The following is an 18680-nucleotide window of genomic DNA, read 5'->3' as shown; positions in this document are numbered from 1 at the left end:
GCCCGCCGCGTCAATGGCCGGGGGAGAGAGGAATTCTCCCCCGGCCCCCCACGCACCTATTTCTCCGAATCGGCGCCCGCCGCGCGGCCGCTAGCCGCCACCGGCGGCGGCATCGACAGGAAGGCATGCACCGCGTGCCAGAACTGCGCCCGGTTCAGCCCGTAGTGCAGCGCGTGTGCCGCGTGGGACAGCGAGACGAACTGCTTGTCGCCATTCGGCAGCCGGCCGAAGAAATCCTGCAGGTCGGCCATGGCGGCGATGCCGTCATGCTCGCCGCGGATCAGCAGCACGGGGATTTCACCGCCTCCGGCTGCACCACCGGCAGCTTCGAGGTCATGTCGACATAGGTGCCGGTCGGTGTCTGGTCGCCGAAGACCAGCTCGGCATCGGCCAGCGCCTCGGCCACCGCCATGTCCGACGTGCCGGGCATGTCGCGGGTGAAGATGCTGCGGATCATGCTGCGGTCGCGCAGCCGCGTGTTGCTGGCGCGGTAGGCGTCCAGTCGCTTGGCGCGCTCGATCAGGGTCGGGGAATCCCGCCCGGTATAGGTGAAGGCGGTCAGCACCAGCCGGTCGACCCGGGACGGCTCCTGCGCCGCGAAGACCGCGGCGCGCAGCGCGCCGGAGCTCTCGCCCATCATGTGGATGCGCGCCGTCCCCGTCTCCCGCGCCACCACCGGCATGGCGGCGGCCAGGTCCGCGGCGCCCGAGGCAATGTCCGAATTGCTCTCGGTGCGGGAGGACCGGCCGTAATCCTCGTGGTCCATCGTCCAGACGTCGTAGCCCAGCCGGGCAAAGACGTTCATCAGCGAGTATTCGCCCTTGCCCGGCACCGTCAGGTCGAAGGAGGGGCGGGCGGAGTTGGAGGAGCCGTGCACCAGGAAGAGCACGGGCTTCGCTGGCTTTCCGGCCGCGGCGCGCCGAGCCGCTTGCGGAAGATGTAGAGCCGCACCGGGCCCTTCTCGGCCCAGTACTCCGCGCTCCAGATCGTCTCCTCGGCCGCGGCGCCCTGCGCGGCCAGCGCACCGCCAATCGCCGCGCCGGCCAGCAGGCCTCCGCCGTGATGCGCCCTTGGTCATCGGATCCTCCCCCACCCGTTGCGGGCAGGCTAGCCCGGGACGGGAGGGGGACGGAACCCGGAGCCCGGGGGCGCTACCGGTCCCGGTCGGCCAATTCCACCCGGCGCCCGGTGAGGGCGGGCAGGGTGGCGGCGACCGGCCGTTCCTTGGCCGGCGCGGCCTGCGGCGCGGCGGCGCGCGGTGCGACATAGGCGCGCTGGTTCTGCTCCAACGTCCGGGTGGCGGCAGGCGCAGGGGCGGGGACGGACTGAGCAAAGGCGGGGGAGGCAGCCAGGCCCGGCAGCAGGGCCATGGCGGCGAGCAATGGGCGAAGCATGGACATCGACCTCAGGGCTTGGGCGGCCCTGGGCCGCCGGTTGCCGCAAAGATGGGGGTTTCCCCCATCCTTGCCAATGCGAAAGGCCGATCTCGGTATTTGCCGGACTGATACGTATCAGTGGTTGTGACGGCCTCTCCCGCGCGTCTCGAGGATGTTGAGGTAGGCCGTCGCCGGCTCCAGGCAGCCGCCGGTGCCGAGCTGGCCGACCATGCTGCGCTGGATCTCCTCCCAGGGGGTCTTGTTCGGCAGCACCGGCGGCTTCCAGGCGGCGCGCGCGTGCCGCGAGCTCGGCCTCCGGGATCATCACGTCGACCTTCCGGGTATTGAGGTCGATGCGGATCGGGTCGCCCGACTTCAGCAGCGCCAGCCCGCCGCCCACCGCGGCCTCGGGCGAGATGTTGAGGATCGAGGGGCTGCCCGAGGTGCCGGACTGCCGCCCATCGCCCATGGTCGGCAGCGTGTCCAGCCCGGCTTTGATCAGCGTCGCCGGCGGCTGCATGTTCACCACCTCGGCGCTGCCGGGATAGCCGACCGGGCCGCAGTTGCGGATGACCAGCACGGTATGCGCGTCGATGCCGAGCGAGGGGTCCTCGATCCGGTCGTGGTAGTCCTCCGGCCCCTCGAACACGACGACCTTGCCGTTGAAGACGCCCGGCGGCTCCGACAGGTAGCGGCGGCGGAACTCGGCATCGATGACCGAGATCTTCATCACGGCGCTGTCGAAGATGTTGCCCGACAGGATGGCGAAGCCGGCATGCGGCTTCATCGGCGCGTCATAGGCGCGGATCACCTCGCGGTCCGGCGCCTCGAGGTTCTCGAGGTTGGCGGCATAGGTCTTGCCGGTCACCGTCATCGCCTGGCCGCGCAGCTTGCCCGCGTCCAACAGCTCCTTCATCACGGCCGGCACGCCGCCGGCGCGGTGGAAGGCCTCGCCGAGGAAGCGCCCGGCCGGCTGGCAATCGACCAGCAGCGGGATCTCCCGCCCGATCGTGTCCCAGTCCTCGATCTTCAGCTCGACGCCCATGTGGCGGGCGATGGCGATGATGTGCGGCGGGCAATTGGTGGAGGCGCCGATCGCGCTGGCGGCGAGGATCGCGTTCTCGAAGGCGGCGCGGGTCATGATGTCGGACGGGCGCAGGTTCTCGTGCACCATCTCGACGATCCGCTTGCCCGTGGCATAGGCCATCTGGCCGCGCTCCCGGTACGGCCTCGGGGATGGCGGCGCAGCCGGGGAGCGACATCCCCAGCGCCTCGGCCAGGCTGTTCATCGACAGCGCGGTGCCCATGGTGTTGCAGTGGCCGACGCTCGTGGCGCTGCTGGCGACCAGGTTCATGAACTGCTCGTAGTCGATCTCGCCGGCCGCCGAGCTGCTTCCGCGCCGACCAGACGATGGTGCCGGACCCCGTGAGCTGGCCCTTGTAGTGGCCGTCCAGCATCGGCCCGCCCGACAGCACGATGGCCGGGATGTTGACCGTCGCGGCGCCCATCAGCACCGCCGGCGTGGTCTTGTCGCAGCCGGCGGTCAGCACGACGCCGTCCAGCGGATAGCCGTGCAGCACCTCGACCAGCGACAGGTAGGCGAGGTTGCGGGTCGAGCGCCGCGGTCGGCCGCTTTCCCGTCTCCTGGATCGGGTGGATCGGGAATCCAGCGGGATGCCGCCGGCGGCGATGATGCCGTCCCGCACCCGCTTCGCCAGGTCGAGATGGTGGCGGTTGCAGGGCGAGAGGTCGGAGCCGGTCTGGGCGATGCCGATGATCGGCTTGCCCGATTGCAGCTCGCCCCGCGTCATGCCGCAGAATCCAGGTAGCGCTCGGTGTAGAGCGCAGTCATGCCCGGATCCTCCGGGTCGTCGAACCAGCGCCGGCTGCGCAGCTTGAAGGACTTCTTCGTCTGGTCGGAACCGGCCATGGCATTCACTCCCGCTGGGGTGGAAGGCTTAGACCGCTGAGGTGGGGTGTCAACGCCGGGTGCGCAGGCTAGCGTGGCCGGAACGTCCGCCCGGGGCCCCCGCCATGCTGCGCCACCGCCTGCTCGCCGCGCTCTTTGCCGTCGCCCCCGCACTCGCCGCCGCGCAGGAGGATCCGCCGCGCTGGCGCTGCGCGGCCTCGGCAGCTTCCATGTCGGCGGGCGGGAGGCTGTGGTCGCCGACAAGCCGGTGCGGGAGGTGCTGCTGGTCCCCGGCGGCGTCCCCGCCCGGATCGACGCCAACGGCACCTACCAGGTCGAGGCGATGTACGTGCAGTACCACCTGCCCGCCGAGGAGCGCGGCGCGGTGCCGCTGCTGCTCTGGCATGGCGGCGGCCTGACCGGCGTGACCTGGGAGAGCACGCCGGATGGGCGGGAGGGCTGGCAGCAGTATTTCCTCCGCCGCGGCTGGGCCACCTACGTCTCGGACGCAGTCGAGCGCGGCCGGGCCGGCTGGGCGATGTCGCCGGAGATCTTCCAGGGCGAGCCGGTCTTCCTGACCAAGGCCGATCCCTGGGAGCGCTTCCGGATTGGCGCCGGCCCGGGCAGCTGGCGCACCCGCACGGCGCTGCCGGGGACGCAATTCCCCGTCGAGGCCTACGACGACTTTCATGCGCCAGGTGGTGCCGCGCTGGACCACGACGGATGCGGCGCAGCTTGCGGCGTATCAGGCGCTGCTGCGCCGCGTCGGGCCGGCGGTGGTGCTGGCGCATAGCCAGGGCGGCATGTTCGCGACGCGCGCTGCCCAGGCCGAGCCCGCACTGGTCCGCGCCCTGGTGCTGGTCGAGCCCGCCGGCTTCGGCGCGACGACGCCGGAGGCGATGGCGGCGCTGCGCGTGACATCCCCGTCCTCGCGCTCTATGGGCGACTTCATCGAGCAGGACGGGCGCTGGCCGGCGATCCGCCAGCGCGGGCTCGACTTCTACGCCAGGCTGCGGGCCGCGGGCGGCAGCGTCGATGCGGTGGCGCTGCCGGAACGCGGGATCATGGGCAACAGCCACATGATGATGATGGACAGGAACAACCGCGCGGTCGCCCAGGTGGTGCAGGACTGGCTGGCGGCGCGCGGGCTGTGGCGATGACCGGCCCGTGCCCGCGTCAGGGGAAGACCAGGTCGGACAGGCTGCAGGTATTCACCCGCCGCCGCTCCGTCGTCCTCGCCGCTGCCATAGACCACGCGGATGTCGTTGACGCACTGCCCGCTCGGCAGGCGGATGGTGTAGCTCCCGCCGGAGTTCAGCGACCGGTCGCCCAGCCGGTCCGGCCCCCAGTGAATTCACGCCGGAGGATGAGACGTAGATCTCGTTGATCTTGCCCGCGCTGTTGTTGGTCAGCCTGAAGGACGGGTCGTTGCTCTTGCGCCTCGGCACCCGCGGCGCCGAGCAGGAGAAGCGTGACGGCCGCCAGCGGCGCCGCATGACGGGGATGAGCATGCCAAGGTTTTCCTCTGCCTGGGCGGCGCGGAAGCGGCCGCCGCGGCAGGGAACACGGCGCGGATGAGGAAACGGTAAAGCCGCGAGATCCGCGGCCTCAGGCCGCGGCTTCCTCGAGAAAGACCTGCACCGCCTGGAACAGCGCGCCGCGGTTCCGCTCCATGATGATGGTATGCGTGCCTTCCGCCAGCATCACCAGCCGCTTGCCCGGGCTGTTGACCAGCAGCGGAAACAGCGTGGAGGCCAGCGCCGGCGGGGTATCGCGGTCCCATTCGGCGACGACCAGCAGCACCGGCGCGGTGATCTTCGCGGGGTCGTAGTAGGGCTTGCCGGATTGCCAGTAGTCCCGGCTGTCCTGGGTCACCCTGTTCGGCGCCCGCAGCGCCGGCGGGTTCGCGCCGCTGCCCCTCGGGGTCGGTGGCCCAGGTGACGCCGGCCCAGTGCTCGAACCAGCCGGGCGGGATCAGCCCGGCGACCTTCTCCGGCGGCACGCCGGTCAGCCAGCGCTGCTTCGCCTGGGCCTGGGTCACCCAGCGATAGGCGCCGAGCTCCTCGGTCTGCCCCGCCGCGGCCAGGCTCGGCCCCTCGCGCAGCCATTGCGGGGCATAGAGCACCACGCGCTCGACCACGGAGGGGTTGTCGGCGGCGAAGCGCCCGGTCAGCCCGGTGCCCCAGGACCAGCCCATATGGACGATCCGCGGCAGGCTGCGCTTCTGCCGGATGAAGGCGTTGACCGCGCCGATATCGGCGACGGCCGCGTCGCCGCGGACCAGCGGCGGGTTGGCCTCGGGCGGCTGGGACATCTCGGCCGGGCGGGTGCTGCGGCCATAGCCGCGGATGTCCATGCACCAGACATCGAAGCCGCGGCCGGCGATGTAGTCCATCCAGGACAGCCCGCCGAGCGGCAGGTCGAAGGCGGTATGCGCCGGATAGGTCGCGCCATGCACGAACAGCAGGGTGCGGCCCGGGGTGAAGGCGGCCATCCCCTCAGGCCGCTTGTTGCGGACGAAGATCTCGATCCCCGGGTCCTTCGCGGGGACCATGAATTCCTCGGTGGCGAGCTGGGCCGGCTGGGCCTGTGCCTGCTGCGCGGCGATCATCGGTGCGACCAACGGTGTGGCGAGAAGCGCGCGGCGGTGCATGACGTCACTCCTGGGATCCTGCCACCTGCGGTGTGGCTTGGCGGGCAGCCTAGCGCGGAAGCGGCGCCGCGCCAGCCACCCGCCGCCATGCCAGGCGACCGCGCGCCGCGGCTGCGCTAGAGGGACGCGATGCAGGCACACCCCATCGGCGGCATTCCCCGGCGGCCCGCCTGGCTGGCGGAGGCGGGGGCCACCCTGGCGCTCGCCTGGCCGCTGGCGCTGACCAACCTCAGCCAGCACGCGCTGGCGCTGACCGACACCGTCATCCTCGGCTGGCTCTCGACCGAGGCGCTGGCCGCCGGAACGCTGGCGGCCAACCTCTACTGGGCCGTCATGGCCGCGCCGCTCGGCACCGCCTTCGCCGCCGGGCCGATGCTGGCCCAGGCGCGCGGCGCCGGGCGGCTGCCGGGCGGCGCCGGGCGCGGCTGGGTCAGGCAGATGCGGCGCGGCGCGCGCAGCGCGCTCTGGGCCGCGCTGGCGCTGCTGCTGCCCTCGATGCTGCTGCTCTGGTTCGCCGAGCCGGCGTTGCTGGCGCTGGGGCAGGAGCCGCACCCGGCGGCGCTGGCCGGCACCTATCTCCGGGGAATGATGTGGGGCCTGCCGAGCTTCTGCGGCTTCATCGTGCTGCGCGGGTTCCTGGCGGCGATGGAGCGGCCGGGCCCGGCCCTCTGGGTCGCCGGGGCCGGGATCCTGCTGAACGGGCTGCTCTGCTGGCTGCTGGTCTTCGGCGCCTTCGGCCGGCCGGGCCTCGGCATCCTCGGCGCCGGCATCGCCAGCGCCCTGGCCAATGCGGCGATGCTGGCCGGGCTGCTCGGGCTGCTGGCGCGCGACCGGGTGCTGGGACGGTTCCGCCTGCTCGGCCGCTTCTGGCGGCCGGATCTCGGCAAGCTGGCCGAGGTGGTGCGGCTGGCTTGCCGATCAGCGGCAGCATGCTGCTCGAGATCGGCGTGTTCAGCGCGGCGGCCATCGCCATGGGCTGGTTCGGCGCGGTGGCGGTCGCGGCGCACGCCATCGCGCTGCAGACCGCGGGCATGACCTTCATGATCCCGCTCGGCATCGGCCAGGCGGCGACGGCGCGGGTCGGGCTCTTCGCCGGCGCCGCCGAGCCGCACGCCGCGACGCGGGCCGGCTGGGTGGCGATCGGGCTCGGCGCCGGCTTCATGCTGGCGACGGCGCTGCTGCTGGTGGTGGCCTCGGTGCCGATCGCCCGCGGCTTCCTCGGCGCCGGGGATGCGGAGGCCGCCGCCGCCGCCGCGCTCGGTGCGACGCTGCTGACCATTGCCGGCATCTTCCAGCTGGCGGATGGCGTGCAGGCGGTCGCGGCCGGGAGCTGCGCGGGCTGAAGGACACGCGGGTGCCGATGCTGCTGGCGGCGCTGGGCTATTGGGGAATCGGCATGCCGGTCGGGCTGCTGCTCGCCTGGCAGGCGGGGCTCGGGCCGGTCGGGCTGTGGATCGGCCTGGCGGTGGGGCTGGGCGGGGTGGCGCTGCTCATGCTGGCGCGGTGGCGTCGGCTGTCCGCGGCGTCACTGGACCGGGCGCGGCCGGCCGGCGCATGACTCTCCGGGTTGCGGGAGGATCTGGATCCATGCGCCTGGTGTTGACCCTGTTGCTGCCCGTGCTGCTGGCGGCCTGCCAATACGCCCAGCCGAGCCCGGTCGGCACCAATTGCGTCCATTACGGCCGGAACCCCATCCCGGTCTGCAACTGACGCCCCGGCTTGGCGCCGCGGCGGCCGGTGCTAGCCTGCCCGCACAGACCGGGGAGGCCGCCGCATGAGGATCACCGCCATCCGCACCCATGTGCTGGAGGCGGCGCTGCGCGAGCCCTTCGCCTATTCCCGCGCCTGGTATGCCAGCCGCACCGCCATGCTGGTCGAGATCGAGACCGATGCGGGGCTGGTCGGCTGGGGCGAATGCTATGGCCCGGCGCGGATGACCGAGGCGGTGGTGCGCGGCGTTGCGCCCTGGCTGGTCGGCGAGGACCCGCTGCGCAGCGAGCACCTGTGGCAGGAGGTCTATGCCCGGCTGCGCGACCACGGGCAGAAGGGCCTGGTGGTCGAAGGGCTGAGCGGCATCGACATCGCGCTCTGGGACCTCAAGGGCAAGCATTTCGGCGTCCCCGTCCACCGTCTGATGGGCGGCCCGCTGCGGCGGGAGGTCCGCGCCTATGCCACCGGCCTCTATCGCCGGAAGCAGGGCGACCCGCTGCGCTACCTGGCCGAGGAAGCCGCAGGCTACGCGGCGGAGGGCTTCCACGCGGTGAAGCTGAAGGTCGGCTTCGGCATCGCCGAGGATGCCGCCGCGACCCGCGCGGTGCGCGACGCCATCGGCCCGGGCATCGGCCTGATGGTCGATGCCAACCACGCCTATGATCTCGGTCGCGGCGATCCGGCTCGGCCGGCTGATCGAGCCGCTCGGGATCGGCTGGTTCGAGGAGCCGGTGCCGCCCGAGGACCTGGCCGGCTACCGCGCGGTGAAGGCGGGCTTGAGCATCCCCATCGCCGGCGGCGAGTGCGAATACACCCGCTTCGGCTTCCGCGAGGTGCTGGTGCGCGGGGCGATGGACATCATCCAGCCGGACACCTGCGCCGCGGGTGGCCTCACGGAATGCAAGCGGATCGCCGACATGGCCGCGGCCTTCGGCGTCCGCTACAACCCGCATGTCTGGGGAACGGGGATCGGCATCGCCGCCTCCCTCCAGCTTCGCGGCGGTGCTGCCGACGCATACGCCGACCTCGCTGGCGCCGGCCGAGCCGGTCTTCGAGTTCGACTGCACCGAGCACCCGATCCGCCAGGCCATCCTGCGCACGCCGATCGAGCCGGTCGGCGGCGTGCTCCGGATCCCGGAGGGGCCGGGCCTCGGCATCGAGATCGACCGCGCCGCGCTGGAGCGCTTCCGCGCCTGAGCGGGCGGGCCGATGGCGACCCGCCCGCGGCCCGGCTCAGTCGCTGTCGGGCGGGATCACGTTGCTCCGCCGCCCCTCGACCAGCACGTCGCGCATCGTCTCGACGCCCTTCAGCCGGATGTCGTCCCAGGCCTCGGGCGAGTGGAAGGCGATGTGCGGGGTGATGACCAGGCGGCCCTGCAGCCAGTCCTCCTTCGCGCGATAGGCGCGCAGCAGCGACGGGATCGGGTCGCGTGGCGGCTCCTCCGGGATCACGTCGAGCCCGGCGCCGGCGAGGTGGCCGTCACGCAGGCAGCGCTCCAGCGCATCGATGTCGAGGATCGGCCCGCGCGCGGTGTTCACCACCACGGCGTTGCGCGGCAGCAACCGCAACTGCGCCTCGCCGATCAGGCCGCGCGTGCTCCGCGTCAGCGGGCAATGGATCGACAGCACGTCGGACTGCGCCAGCAGCTCCTCCAGGCTGCGGGCGCGCTGGATGCCGAGCGCGCGGTCCCAGCCATTCGGCTGGTTCGGGTCGTAGAACACCACCCTGTAGCCGAAAGCCTTGGCCCGCAGCGCCGCGGCCGAGCCGATGCGCCCCAATCCGAGGATGCCGAAGGTCTGCGCCTCCTGCCGCCGCACCAGCGGGGAGGGCCGAACCGCCCAGGGCGCCGGGTCCGGGCCGCGCTGGGTCTCGTGGTAGAGGATCAGGCCGCGGCGCAGCGACAGCGCGAGCAGCACGGCGAATTCGGCGACTTCCTGCGTGCCGTAATCGGGCACGTTGCAGACCGTGATGCCGCGCGCGGCGCAGGCGGCGCGGTCGACGCGGTCGTAGCCGACGCCCATGCGGACCACGACCTTCAGCTTCGGCATGCGGGCGACCTGCTCGGCCGGCACCGCCATTCGCAGCGTCATCAGCCCCTCGACCTCGGCGAGCAGGCCGTCGGGCAGCTCCGCCAGGCTGGACTTGGCGTTGCCCTGCAGGATGCGGACATCGGGGCCGAGGATGGATTGTTCGAGATTGGTGTCGGGATAGAGGCCCTCGGGCTCAAGCACCGTCAATGTCACGTCGTTTCCCCAATGAATGGCGCGCCGAAGATGCGGCCCGCTCCCCGGGCGTGCAACCCGGTGCGCGGGTCCCGCCGCCATCCCTCAGCGCGGCTGGTCAAGCACCCAGATGCCGAGGCCGAGGATCACCGCGGGGATGCTGAAGGGGTCGAGCCCGCCATCGACCCAGAGCGAGCCGAGCGCCACCAGGGCGCCGAGCATCGCCAGCGCGAGCGCGATGCGTCCCCTCATGGCGGCTGGCTGTGATGCATATGCGAGTCATTCGCATTAATTGGCTGGCCTGTGAAGCGGGTGCCGGCCCTTTCGCGTCGCCGGTGGCCGCCGCATGATCGCGCGGCGATTCTGGGGGCAGGCGGATGCGGCGTTACCTGATCACCGGCGCGGCGAGCGGCATCGGCGCCGCCTGCTGCCGGGTGCTGGCCGGCCCCGGCGTGGCGATCGCCCTGCATACACGGAAGAACCGCGAGGGCGCCGAGCGGGTGGCCGGCTTCGTGCGGGAGAAGGGCGGCACCGCGCATGTCCTGCTTGGCGACCTGGCCGAGCCGGAGGCGCCGGCCCGCGCGGTGGAGGAGGCGGCGGCGGCGCTTGGCGGGCTCGACGTGCTGGTCTCCAATGCCGGCTTCGCCGACCGGACGCCGCTGGCCAGCCTGACGGATGCCGCCTTCGCCGCCAGCCACGACGCCATCGCCTTCGCCCTGCTGCGGCTGGCCCGCGCCGCCAAGCCGCATTTGCTGGCGGGGCGGGAGCCGCGGCTGGTCGCCGTCTCCTCCTTCGTCGCGCATGTCTTCCGGCAGGAGCACCCTGTTCTTCCCGCCTCGGCCGCGGCCAAGGCGGCGCTCGAGGCGCTGGTGCGGGCGCTGGCGATCGAATGGGCGCCCGACATCACGGTGAATGCGGTGGCGCCGGGCTTCACGCAGAAGGACCCCGGCGCGCATGCCGCGCTCGATCCCAAGGCCTTCGAGGAGCGGGTCGCCCGCATCCCGATGCGCCGGCTGGGCGCGACCGAGGAGGTCGCCGCGGCGATCGCCTTCCTCGCCTCGCCCCCGGCCGGCTACATCACCGGCCAGGTGCTGCACGTGGATGGCGGCATCACGGCGTGACGCCGCCGGCCCGGCTCAGGCCGGGCGGGCTTCCGCCCGGGCGGCGCGGATGGCCGCGCCGGCCAGCATCAGCGCCGCGACGCCGAGTACGACGATGCCCCAGCCCGGATCGACCCAAGGGCTGCGGCTGCCGCTGAGCGCCACCACGGCCTCGCGCAGGCTGCTCGACTGGTAGACGCCGGCGACCAGGGCCGCGAGGACGGGCATGAAGGTCATGGCGATGGCCGCCGCGGTGATCGGCACCCGCAGCGGCTGCAGCCGCGGCAGGTAGGCGGCGGCGACCGCGGTGCCGAGCACGTCGATTTTCAGCAGGGTCATCAGCGGCACCGCCTGCCAAGTGGAAAGCCCGAGCAGCGCCTCGTCGGCGCCGCGGAAATGCAGCGCCAGCCCGGTCGCATCCCTCGGTCCATCCATGGAAGCCCACCGTCGCATGCGAGTCATGCACGCCTGGAATGGATGGAAAGTAATGAAACCGCCATCCAGTCTCATGACTGATGGCGTGCGGCACACCCTTGCCAATATGTGATATTTTTCCTATGATGGTCAGCCGCGCCGGAGGCTGCCGCATGTATCGAGGACCCTGCCGCTTGCCGCCCCGCGATACCGGCCCGGCAAGGGGCCGAAGCCTGGCGACCTCGTCTCGCCTTGCCTCCAAGCTGGCCTTTGTCCGAATTGCGCGTTGCCGCCGCATCTTCCCCTCATCCTGCTTTTCATGCTGCTTGCCCTGCCGGCGCCCCGGGCGCAGGAATTGGCCGGCCATGGCGGGCCGGTGCGGGCCCTGGCGGTGCTGCAGGGCGGCGGCCTCGCCTCGGCCGGCTTCGACCAGGCGGTGATCCTCTGGGACCCCGCATCCGGGACGGCGCGGCGGGTGCTGCGCTGGCATGCCGGCGCGCTCTCGGCCCTGGCGGCGCTGCCCGGCGGCGGACTGGCCAGCGCGGGGGAGGAGGGGCGGATTGCGCTCTGGCCGGATGGCGGCGCGGAGTCTCCGGCGCGGGTGCTGGAAGGCCATGCCGGGCCGGTCACCGCACTCGCCGTGGCGCCGGACGGCACGCTCGCCTCGGCCGGCTGGGACGGCACGGTGCGGATCTGGGGCGTGGCCGGCACGGCGCGGGTGCTGGAAGGCCATGCCGGCCCGGTCGGCGCCCTGGCCTGGACGCCGGCCGGCCTGGCCAGCGCCGGGGCGGATGGCACGGTGCGCCTCTGGCGTGCCGCCGGCGGCCAGGTGCTGGCCGCGCTCGGCCTGCCGCAGAACGCGCTCGCCGCCCTGCCGGGCGGGGCGCTGGCGACGGGCGGTGCGGATGGCTTTGTCCGAATCCTGCAATCCGACGGAACCTCGCGCGAATGGGCCGCCGGCTCCCGGCCGGTGGTGGCGCTGGCCGCGGCGCCGGACGGGACGCGCCTCGCCACCGCCTCGCTGGGCGGCAGCGCGGCGATCTGGTCGGTGGCGGATGGAAGGCTGCTGCACATGCTCGACGGCCCAGGCCTGCCGCTCTGGAGCGTCGCCTTCGCCGCAGATGGGGCCAGCCTCTGGACCGGCGGGCAGGACCGCCGCGTCCGGCGCTGGGATGCGGCGACCGGCGCGCCGCTCGGCCGCCGGCGGGGACGGCGGAGGCGGCGCTGCCCGTCGGCGCCGACCCCGAGGGCGCCCGGGTCTTCCGCGCCTGCAGCGCCTGCCACGCCCTGCGGGATCGGGGCCGGCCCGATGGCCGGGCCGAGCCTGCAGGGGATCTTCGGCCGGCGGATGGGGGCACTGCCCGGCTATGCCTATTCGCCCCGCCTGGCCCGCGGCGACATCACCTGGACGCCGGAGACGCTGGCCGACCTCTTCACCCGCGGCCCGGACGTGGTGACGCCGGGCACGCGGATGCCGGTGCAGACGGTGGGGGATGCGGGGGAGCTGGCGGCGCTGATCCGCTTCCTCGAGGTGGCGACGCGGTGAGGGAAGCGAAGGCAAGGCCAGGAGGAGGTATCCTCCCTGGACCCCCCTCTATTTCTGTGAGTCTGGCATTCGCCGTGCCGCGGCAGCCGACTCGCAAAAAGGAAGGGTGGGGTTTGGGGAGGGAATATTTTTCCCTCCCCAACCTTCCTCGCGGCCTGCAGCCGGCAGATGGTGACCAGCCGGTGATCCCTGTCCTCAAGCTCCCGCGTCACCGGCACGTCGAAGCGGGCCAGCTCCGAAAGCCCGTCCTGCGGGACATAGGCGCGGCCTGGATCGGCCAGCCAGACCTCGGCGCCGGCGGCGGCCATGGCGCGCAGCCAGGGCAGGATGTGGCGGGTCATCGGCGCCTCGTAGCAGACGTCGCCGGCGAGGATGAGGTCCCAGCGGCGGGCGGCCCCGACCACGTCGCCTTCGGGCGTGGCGACGGAGACGCCGTTCAGCGCCGCATTCAGCCGGGTGGCCGCGAGCGCCAGCGGGTCGATCTCGGCGGCCTCGACGCTGGCCGCCCCGGCCTTCGCGGCGGCGATGGCGGCCAGGCCGCAGCCGGCGGCGAAGTCGAGCACTCCGGCGGCCCCGCGACATGCGCGGGGTGGTCGAGGATCAGCCGCGCCATGGCCTGGCTGCCGGGCCAGGCGAAGGCCCAGAAGGGGGCTCGATCCCCTGCGCGCCCAGCCAGGCCTCGGTCGCCTGCCAGATCGGGGTGATCTCGGTGGCGAGGTGCAGCGCGATCTCCGGCACCATGGGCGGCCGGGCGATGGCGGTCTGGCCGAGGATGAAGGCCTCGGGGTCGGTCACATGCGCCCGAGCAGGAAGGCCAGGGCGACGGCCAGCCCGACCTCCCGGTTCGCCTTGAAGAGGCGAAGGCAGTGAGCCGGATCGTGGATGTCGAGCGTCATGACCTGCCGCGCCAGCAGCGCCGCCGGCAGCAGCAGCCCGGGCAAATAGGGCCAGGACAGCCCCTCCACCCAGCCGGCCGCGGCCAGGAAGGCCAGCGTCGCGCCGTAGCAGGCCGCGAGGAAGGGGCGCGTGTCCTCGCCGAAGCGGAGCGCGGTGCTGCCGATGCCGACCGCCGCGTCGTCCTCCCGGTCCTGGTGGGCGTAGATCGTGTCGTAGCCGAGGATCCAGCAGAAGCCGGCGGCCCAGAGCAGCAGCGCCGCCGCGTCGATCTGGCCGGTCGCCGCCGCCATCCCCTCCGGTGCCGCCCAGGAGAAGACCAGGCCGAGCATGGCCTGCGGCCAGTTGGTCACCCGCTTGGCCAGGGGATAGAGCAGGATCGGCACCAGGGCGCAGAGGCCGAAGAGGATGGCCGTGAGGTTGAGCTGGATGAGGACCAGCAGCCCGATTGTGCAGAGCCCGGCCAGGAAGCAGAGCGCCTGGAAGGGCGTGACGGTGCCGGCGGCCAGCGGCCTGCCGCGGGTGCGCTCCACCTTGCGGTCGATGTCGCGGTCCCAGAGGTCGTTCACCACGCAGCCGGCGCCGCGCATGGCGACCGCGCCGATCCCGAACAGCAGCGTCAGACGCGCTCCCTCGGCCCAGTCCGGCGCGGCGATGGCGAAGGCCCAGAGGCCGGGGAGGAAGAGCAGCCAGGAGCCGATCGGCCGGTCGAGCCGCGCCAGCAGCGCATAGGGGCGCCAGCCCGCGGGCAGGCGGGCGACGAGGCCCTGGGTGTGGATGTCGGTATGGCCTTGCACGCCTGCTCCGTGTCAGCGAAAGGGCCGCATCGTCCACCCCGCGCCTGTTCCTGGACCAGCCCCTGGCGGAGGGGGCGGAGGTCCCCGCCACCGCCGGCCAGGCGCATTACCTCGGCGGGGTGATGCGCCGCGCCGTGGGCGACGCGGTGCTGCTGTTCAACGGGCGGGACGGCGAATGGGCCGCCAGCATCGCCCACCTGCGGAAGGATCGCTGCAGCTTCCGCCCGGAGCGGCAGGTGCGGCCGCAGGAGCTGATGCCCGGCGCTGCCGCCTGCTAGTCGCCGCGGTGAAGCGCGACGCGATGGACTGGATGGTGGAGAAGGCGACCGAAGCTCGGCATCGGGCTGATCCAGCCGGTGCTGACCCGGCGCAGCATCACCGACAAGGTCAATACCGCGCGGCTGGCGGCCATCGCCCAGGAAGCCGCCGAGCAATGCGGCCGGCTGACCGTGCCGCCGGTCGCGCCGGCCGCCCCCTTGCACGCGGGTGCTGGATGCATGGGATGCCACACCCCTCTGGTCGGCGACGAAAGGCGGGAATCGCCGCCGCTGGCCGAGGCGATCCGTGCCGTTCCGGCGGGCCCCTGGGCCTGGCTGGTCGGGCCGGAGGGCGGGTTCGAAAGGGTGGAGCTTGACGATCTCCGCCGCCGTGCCTTTGTTTCGACGGTTTCCCTCGGGCCCCGCATCCTGCGGGCGGAAACTGCGGCGGTGGCAGGGCTGGCGGTGCTCGCAGGCGCTGGCCGGCGACTGGAACGAGGCTTGATCGTGCGCCGGGCGTCCTGCCCAGGCCCCGACGATATGGAAGGGCAGGATGTCTAATCCCGGCGAGGCGGACCTGACGCCGATCACCTCCACGCGGCAACTGGCCGAGTGGTTCTCCGCCGGCAGCAAGCCGCGCGCGGAATGGGGGTCGGCACCGAGCACGAGAAATTCGGCTTCCACCGGGATGGCCTCGCCACCCCCGAATACGAGGGGCCGGGCGGCATCCGGGCGATCCTCGACGGGCTGCAGGCCAAGGGCTGGGAGCCCATCCTCGATGCCGGCAACCCGATCGGGCTGAAGCGCGGCAGCGCCTCGATCAGCCTGGAGCCCGCCGGGCAACTCGAGCTGTCGGGCGGCGTGGTGCCCGACCTGCACGCCACCTGGCAGGAATTGCAGCAGCACCTGCGGGAGGTGCACGAGGTGACCGGGCCGATGCAGGTCGGCTTCGCGCCGCTCGGCTTCCACCCGACTCACAGCCGCGCCGAGATGCCGTGGATGCCCAAAGGGCGCTACGCCATCATGCGGCGCTACATGCCGACGGTGGGTTCGCTCGGGCTCGACATGATGCAGCGGACCTGCACGGTGCAGGCCAATCTCGACTACGGCGACGAGGCCGACATGGTCGAGAAGCTGCGCATCTCGCTCGCCTTGCAGCCGGTGGCGACGGCGCTCTTCGCCAACTCGCCCTTCACCGAGGGCAAGCCGAACGGCTTCCGCTCGATGCGCGGCCAGGTCTGGACCGACACCGACGGCGCCCGCACCGGCATCCCCGCCGTGGTCTTCGAGCCGGGCTTCGGCTTTGAGCGCTTCGCCGAATGGCTGCTCGATGTGCCGATGTACTTCGTCATGCGGGACGGCAAGTGGCTGGACGCGGCGGGACGGAACTTCCGCCACTTCCTCGACGGCAAGCTGGACGTGCTGCCGGGCGAGCGCGCCACCATGGGCGACTTCGCCGACCATGTGACGACCGCCTTCACCGATGTGCGGCTGAAGCGCTTCCTCGAGATGCGCGGATCGGATGCCGGCAGCGCGGCGATGATCGTGGCGCAGCCCGCGCTCTGGGTCGGGCTGCTCTACGACGCCGCGGCGCAGAAGGCCGCCGCGGCGCTGGTGCGGGACTGGAGCGTGGAGGAGATCCGCGCGCTGCGGCTGGCCGCGCCGCGTGAGGCGCTGGGTGCCGTGATCCGCGGGCGGGCGGTGCGGGACGTGGCGCGGGACGTGCTGGCCATCGCGCGGGACGGGCTGCGGGCGCGGGCCTTGGGCGAGGACGTCTACCTGGCGCCGCTGGACGAGATCGTGGCGAGCGGGCTGACCCAGGCGGACCGGCTGCTGGCGCTGTACCACGGCGCCTGGGGTGGCGATGCCGGGCGGGCGCTGCTGCACGCCGAGGTGTGAGGCAGCGTCAGGCGAGCGGCTTCGCCATGAACACCCGCGCGAAGCCCTTCTCCTGCCGCCGCTCGGTCTCGGCATAGCCGCGCTTCGCATAGAGCGCGATGTTCCGCTCCATCAGCACGTTGGTATAGAGCCGGATCTCCGGCAGCCCGCGCCGGCGCGCCTCGGCCTCGGCGAAGTCGAGCAGGACGCGGCCGTCGCCCTTGCCCTGCCGCGCCGGGTCGACCGCGATGTTGTCGAGCATGAGGTGGTCGGGATGCGTCTCGAGCACCAGCAGGGCGCGGACGGCGCCCGCCTCCTCCAGCACCCAGGCCTCGCCGGCGGCGATGCGCGCGGCGTAGTCGTCGTCCATGGGAAAGGGGCGCCGGCCAACGACCGGCACCCAGGGGCCATAGGCGACCTCGACGATGGCCGCGAGGCGCGGCGCCTCCTCCGGCCGCGCCGGGCGGATCGTCACACCGCCGTCCCGCCGACCGTCAGCCCGGCCAGCTTCAGCGTCGGCTGGCCGACGCCGACGGGGACGCCCTGGCCCTGCTTGCCGCAGGTGCCGATCCCGGGGTCGAGCGCCATGTCGTTGCCGACCATCGCCACCTTGGTCAGGCTGTCAGGCCCGTTGCCGATCAGCGTCGCGCCCTTCACCGGCGCGCCCAGCCTGCCATCCTCGATCATGTAGGCCTCGGAGGCCGAGAAGACGAACTTGCCCGAGGTGATGTCGACCTGCCCGCCGCCGAAGTTCACCGCGTAGAGGCCGCGCTTCACGCTGCGGATGATCTCCTCCGGCGCCTGCGCCCCGCCGAGCATCACCGTGTTGGTCATGCGCGGCATCGGGCTGTGGGCGTAGCTCTGCCGCCGGCCGTTGCCGGTCGGCGCCACGCCCATCAGCCGGGCGTTCTGCCGGTCCTGCAGGAAGCCGACCAGCACGCCGTCCTCGATCAACACGGTGCGGTTGGTCGGCGTGCCCTCGTCATCCACGGTGGAGACTCCGCGGCGGTCGGGCAGGGTGCCGTCATCGACCACCGTGACGCCCGGCGCGGCGATCCGCTGTCCCAGCAGGCCGGCGAAGGCCGAGGTCTTCTTGCGGTTGAAGTCGCCCTCGAGCCCATGGCCGATCGCCTCGTGCAGCAGGATCCCCGGCCAGCCCGGGCCGAGCACCACCTCCATCTCCCCGGCCGGGGCGGGGACGCTGTCGAGGTTGACGAGCGCCTGGCGCAGCGCTTCGTCCACCGCCGCCTTCCAGCTGTCCTCCGTCACGATGCGGGCATACTCGAACCGTCCGCCCATGCCGTGGCTGCCGGTCTCCCGCCCGCCGTCCTGCTCCACCACCACGGCGACGTTCAGCCGCACCAGCGGGCGGATATCGGCCACGCGGGTGCCGTCGGGGCGGAGGATCTGCACCGCCTGCCATTCACCGTACATCGAGGCCATGACCTGCTTGACCCGCGGGTCGCGCGTCCTGGCATAGGCGTCGATCTCCCCGAGCAGCGTGGTCTTGGCGCCGAAGTCGAGCCGCGCCAGCGGGTTGGCGTCCTCGTATAGCCGCGCATTGGTCGCCCGCGGCGCGACGTCGAGCGTGCCCGACCTTCCCTGCCGCACCGCGCCGACCGTGTCGGCGGCGCGGGCCAGGGCGGCCTCCGACAGTTCGCCCGAATGGGCGTAGCCGGCAGCCTCCCCGGCCACGGCGCGCAGGCCGAAGCCCTTGGTCGCGTCGAAGGTGGCGGAACGGATGCGGCCGTCGTCGAGCGAGATCATCTCGCTCTCGCGATATTCGAGGAAGAGCTCGCCATCCTCGGCGCCGTCCAGCGCCTGCTTCAGGATCCGCTCGGAGCCGGCGCGGGCGAGCTCGGCAAAGAACAGGCGGTCGGTGACGGAAAGCGGCGTGTCGAGCGGCATGGGAGAACCCTTCC

20 protein-coding genes and 6 pseudogenes are annotated in these 18680 nt (G+C 72.6%); 12 read left to right on the top strand and 14 right to left on the bottom strand.

What is annotated here, in order from left to right; genetic code table 11:
* Nucleotides 1–56: 56 nt before the first annotated feature.
* The 6 genes and pseudogenes from ACQ86J_RS11775 to ACQ86J_RS11750 form a co-directional block, all read right to left on the bottom strand.
* Nucleotides 57–290, bottom strand: coding sequence for a hypothetical protein (locus tag ACQ86J_RS11775; RefSeq protein ID WP_431271246.1), 234 nt, complete (start codon nucleotides 288–290; stop codon nucleotides 57–59).
* On the bottom strand, nucleotides 281–889 hold the full coding sequence (locus ACQ86J_RS11770) for an alpha/beta hydrolase (protein ID WP_431271245.1): 609 nt from the start codon (nucleotides 887–889) through the stop codon (nucleotides 281–283). The genes ACQ86J_RS11775 and ACQ86J_RS11770 overlap by 10 nt, the downstream gene beginning before the upstream one ends.
* A 218-nt stretch (nucleotides 890–1107) precedes the next feature.
* The gene (locus tag ACQ86J_RS11765) at nucleotides 1108–2583 is read right to left on the bottom strand and encodes a dihydroxy-acid dehydratase (protein WP_431271244.1); all 1476 of its coding nucleotides are present in this window, start codon (nucleotides 2581–2583) and stop codon (nucleotides 1108–1110) included.
* A 91-nt stretch (nucleotides 2584–2674) separates the two neighbouring features.
* Nucleotides 2675–2731: pseudogene (locus ACQ86J_RS11760) on the bottom strand (hypothetical protein); the annotation flags it as partial.
* Nucleotides 2732–2864: 133 nt separating this feature from the next.
* A pseudogene (locus ACQ86J_RS11755) lies at nucleotides 2865–3188 on the bottom strand (dihydroxy-acid dehydratase); the annotation flags it as partial.
* On the bottom strand, nucleotides 3185–3307 hold the full coding sequence (locus ACQ86J_RS11750; protein WP_431271243.1) for a hypothetical protein: 123 nt from the start codon (nucleotides 3305–3307) through the stop codon (nucleotides 3185–3187). The pseudogene ACQ86J_RS11755 and the gene ACQ86J_RS11750, both read right to left, overlap by 4 nt.
* Nucleotides 3308–3894: 587 nt before the next feature.
* Between ACQ86J_RS11750 and ACQ86J_RS11745 the strand changes: the two genes are divergently transcribed.
* Complete coding sequence (locus ACQ86J_RS11745; RefSeq protein WP_431271242.1) at nucleotides 3895–4446, top strand: alpha/beta fold hydrolase; 552 nt, start codon at nucleotides 3895–3897, stop codon at nucleotides 4444–4446.
* 248 nt (nucleotides 4447–4694) lie between these two features.
* On the opposite strand, the gene ACQ86J_RS11740 is transcribed toward ACQ86J_RS11745, so the two are convergent.
* The gene (locus ACQ86J_RS11740) at nucleotides 4695–5939 is read right to left on the bottom strand and encodes an alpha/beta hydrolase (protein ID WP_431271241.1); all 1245 of its coding nucleotides are present in this window, start codon (nucleotides 5937–5939) and stop codon (nucleotides 4695–4697) included.
* Between the two features lie 129 nt (nucleotides 5940–6068).
* On the opposite strand from ACQ86J_RS11740, the gene ACQ86J_RS11735 reads away from it, so the two are divergent.
* From ACQ86J_RS11735 to ACQ86J_RS11710, 6 genes and pseudogenes are all read left to right on the top strand, one after another.
* A complete protein-coding gene (locus tag ACQ86J_RS11735; protein ID WP_431271240.1) occupies nucleotides 6069–6974 on the top strand; it encodes an MATE family efflux transporter in 906 nt (301 codons plus the stop codon).
* Nucleotides 6869–7282, top strand: a complete 414-nt coding sequence (locus ACQ86J_RS11730; RefSeq protein ID WP_431271239.1) for an MATE family efflux transporter — start codon at nucleotides 6869–6871, stop codon at nucleotides 7280–7282. Before ACQ86J_RS11735 ends, ACQ86J_RS11730 begins: the two co-directional genes overlap by 106 nt.
* A gap of 11 nt (nucleotides 7283–7293) precedes the next feature.
* A complete protein-coding gene (locus ACQ86J_RS11725; protein ID WP_431271238.1) occupies nucleotides 7294–7497 on the top strand; it encodes a hypothetical protein in 204 nt (67 codons plus the stop codon).
* A gap of 29 nt (nucleotides 7498–7526) precedes the next feature.
* On the top strand, nucleotides 7527–7649 hold the full coding sequence (locus tag ACQ86J_RS11720) for a hypothetical protein (RefSeq protein ID WP_431271237.1): 123 nt from the start codon (nucleotides 7527–7529) through the stop codon (nucleotides 7647–7649).
* Between the two features lie 64 nt (nucleotides 7650–7713).
* Nucleotides 7714–8256: pseudogene (locus ACQ86J_RS11715) on the top strand (mandelate racemase/muconate lactonizing enzyme family protein); the annotation flags it as partial.
* A 37-nt stretch (nucleotides 8257–8293) separates the two neighbouring features.
* A pseudogene (locus tag ACQ86J_RS11710) lies at nucleotides 8294–8593 on the top strand (enolase C-terminal domain-like protein); the annotation flags it as partial.
* 289 nt (nucleotides 8594–8882) lie between these two features.
* Here the strand turns inward: ACQ86J_RS11710 and ACQ86J_RS11705 are convergent.
* Complete coding sequence (locus ACQ86J_RS11705; protein WP_431271236.1) at nucleotides 8883–9893, bottom strand: C-terminal binding protein; 1011 nt, start codon at nucleotides 9891–9893, stop codon at nucleotides 8883–8885.
* An 84-nt stretch (nucleotides 9894–9977) separates the two neighbouring features.
* Nucleotides 9978–10124 carry a hypothetical protein gene (locus tag ACQ86J_RS11700; RefSeq protein ID WP_431271235.1) on the bottom strand — a complete coding sequence of 49 codons (147 nt, stop codon included), beginning with the start codon at nucleotides 10122–10124 and terminating at the stop codon, nucleotides 9978–9980.
* A 125-nt stretch (nucleotides 10125–10249) separates the two neighbouring features.
* Here ACQ86J_RS11700 and ACQ86J_RS11695 point away from each other — a divergent pair, with 125 nt between their 5' ends.
* Nucleotides 10250–10993: an SDR family NAD(P)-dependent oxidoreductase gene (locus tag ACQ86J_RS11695; RefSeq protein WP_431271234.1), complete on the top strand. Its 744-nt coding sequence runs from the start codon at nucleotides 10250–10252 to the stop codon at nucleotides 10991–10993.
* A gap of 15 nt (nucleotides 10994–11008) precedes the next feature.
* Here ACQ86J_RS11695 and ACQ86J_RS11690 read toward each other — a convergent pair whose 3' ends face one another.
* Nucleotides 11009–11407, bottom strand: coding sequence for a hypothetical protein (locus tag ACQ86J_RS11690; protein ID WP_431271233.1), 399 nt, complete (start codon nucleotides 11405–11407; stop codon nucleotides 11009–11011).
* A gap of 298 nt (nucleotides 11408–11705) precedes the next feature.
* Here ACQ86J_RS11690 and ACQ86J_RS11685 point away from each other — a divergent pair, with 298 nt between their 5' ends.
* Complete coding sequence (locus ACQ86J_RS11685; RefSeq protein WP_431271232.1) at nucleotides 11706–12932, top strand: hypothetical protein; 1227 nt, start codon at nucleotides 11706–11708, stop codon at nucleotides 12930–12932.
* 155 nt (nucleotides 12933–13087) lie between these two features.
* Here the strand turns inward: ACQ86J_RS11685 and ACQ86J_RS11680 are convergent.
* Both ACQ86J_RS11680 and ubiA read right to left on the bottom strand, forming a co-directional pair.
* A pseudogene (locus tag ACQ86J_RS11680) lies at nucleotides 13088–13673 on the bottom strand (class I SAM-dependent methyltransferase); the annotation flags it as partial.
* A 50-nt stretch (nucleotides 13674–13723) separates the two neighbouring features.
* Entirely contained in the window at nucleotides 13724–14623 is a 900-nt protein-coding gene (ubiA, locus tag ACQ86J_RS11675) for a 4-hydroxybenzoate octaprenyltransferase (RefSeq protein ID WP_431271231.1), read from the bottom strand.
* A gap of 122 nt (nucleotides 14624–14745) precedes the next feature.
* Between ubiA and ACQ86J_RS11670 the strand changes: the two genes are divergently transcribed.
* The 3 genes and pseudogenes from ACQ86J_RS11670 (at nucleotide 14746) to ACQ86J_RS11660 (ending at nucleotide 16779) form a co-directional block, all read left to right on the top strand.
* On the top strand, nucleotides 14746–14901 hold the full coding sequence (locus tag ACQ86J_RS11670; RefSeq protein ID WP_431271230.1) for an RNA methyltransferase PUA domain-containing protein: 156 nt from the start codon (nucleotides 14746–14748) through the stop codon (nucleotides 14899–14901).
* A 78-nt stretch (nucleotides 14902–14979) separates the two neighbouring features.
* Nucleotides 14980–15441: an RsmE family RNA methyltransferase gene (locus ACQ86J_RS11665; protein ID WP_431271229.1), complete on the top strand. Its 462-nt coding sequence runs from the start codon at nucleotides 14980–14982 to the stop codon at nucleotides 15439–15441.
* A pseudogene (locus ACQ86J_RS11660) lies at nucleotides 15434–16779 on the top strand (glutamate--cysteine ligase). Before ACQ86J_RS11665 ends, ACQ86J_RS11660 begins: the two are co-directional and overlap by 8 nt.
* Nucleotides 16780–16786: 7 nt before the next feature.
* Here the strand turns inward: ACQ86J_RS11660 and ACQ86J_RS11655 are convergent.
* Together ACQ86J_RS11655 and tldD are read right to left on the bottom strand one after the other, a co-directional pair.
* Nucleotides 16787–17233 carry a GNAT family N-acetyltransferase gene (locus ACQ86J_RS11655; protein ID WP_431271228.1) on the bottom strand — a complete coding sequence of 149 codons (447 nt, stop codon included), beginning with the start codon at nucleotides 17231–17233 and terminating at the stop codon, nucleotides 16787–16789.
* On the bottom strand, nucleotides 17230–18666 hold the full coding sequence (gene tldD, locus ACQ86J_RS11650) for a metalloprotease TldD (RefSeq protein WP_431271227.1): 1437 nt from the start codon (nucleotides 18664–18666) through the stop codon (nucleotides 17230–17232). Before tldD ends, ACQ86J_RS11655 begins: the two co-directional genes overlap by 4 nt.
* Between the last annotated feature and the right edge of the window lie 14 nt (nucleotides 18667–18680).

Origin of the sequence: Dankookia sp. P2 (assembly GCF_050632255.1) — a bacterium.
In the GTDB taxonomy this organism is placed as follows: Bacteria; Pseudomonadota; Alphaproteobacteria; order Acetobacterales; family Acetobacteraceae; genus Paracraurococcus.
Note: the sequence above shows the minus strand (reverse complement) of the source record. Positions and strands in the feature narration are given on the sequence as shown.

Coding starts and splice junctions, on each gene's coding strand:
- ACQ86J_RS11765 (WP_431271244.1), bottom strand. CDS start 2,583: ATGGCCTATGCCACGGGCAAGCGGATCGTCGAGATGGTGCACGAGAAC.
- ACQ86J_RS11750 (WP_431271243.1), bottom strand. CDS start 3,307: ATGGCCGGTTCCGACCAGACGAAGAAGTCCTTCAAGCTGCGCAGCCGG.
- ACQ86J_RS11700 (WP_431271235.1), bottom strand. CDS start 10,124: ATGAGGGGACGCATCGCGCTCGCGCTGGCGATGCTCGGCGCCCTGGTG.
- ACQ86J_RS11670 (WP_431271230.1), top strand. CDS start 14,746: ATGCGCCGCGCCGTGGGCGACGCGGTGCTGCTGTTCAACGGGCGGGAC.
- ACQ86J_RS11695 (WP_431271234.1), top strand. CDS start 10,250: ATGCGGCGTTACCTGATCACCGGCGCGGCGAGCGGCATCGGCGCCGCC.
- ACQ86J_RS11735 (WP_431271240.1), top strand. CDS start 6,069: ATGCAGGCACACCCCATCGGCGGCATTCCCCGGCGGCCCGCCTGGCTG.
- tldD (WP_431271227.1), bottom strand. CDS start 18,666: ATGCCGCTCGACACGCCGCTTTCCGTCACCGACCGCCTGTTCTTTGCC.
- ACQ86J_RS11740 (WP_431271241.1), bottom strand. CDS start 5,939: ATGCACCGCCGCGCGCTTCTCGCCACACCGTTGGTCGCACCGATGATC.
- ACQ86J_RS11720 (WP_431271237.1), top strand. CDS start 7,527: ATGCGCCTGGTGTTGACCCTGTTGCTGCCCGTGCTGCTGGCGGCCTGC.
- ACQ86J_RS11685 (WP_431271232.1), top strand. CDS start 11,706: ATGCTGCTTGCCCTGCCGGCGCCCCGGGCGCAGGAATTGGCCGGCCAT.
- ACQ86J_RS11730 (WP_431271239.1), top strand. CDS start 6,869: ATGCTGCTCGAGATCGGCGTGTTCAGCGCGGCGGCCATCGCCATGGGC.
- ACQ86J_RS11690 (WP_431271233.1), bottom strand. CDS start 11,407: ATGGATGGACCGAGGGATGCGACCGGGCTGGCGCTGCATTTCCGCGGC.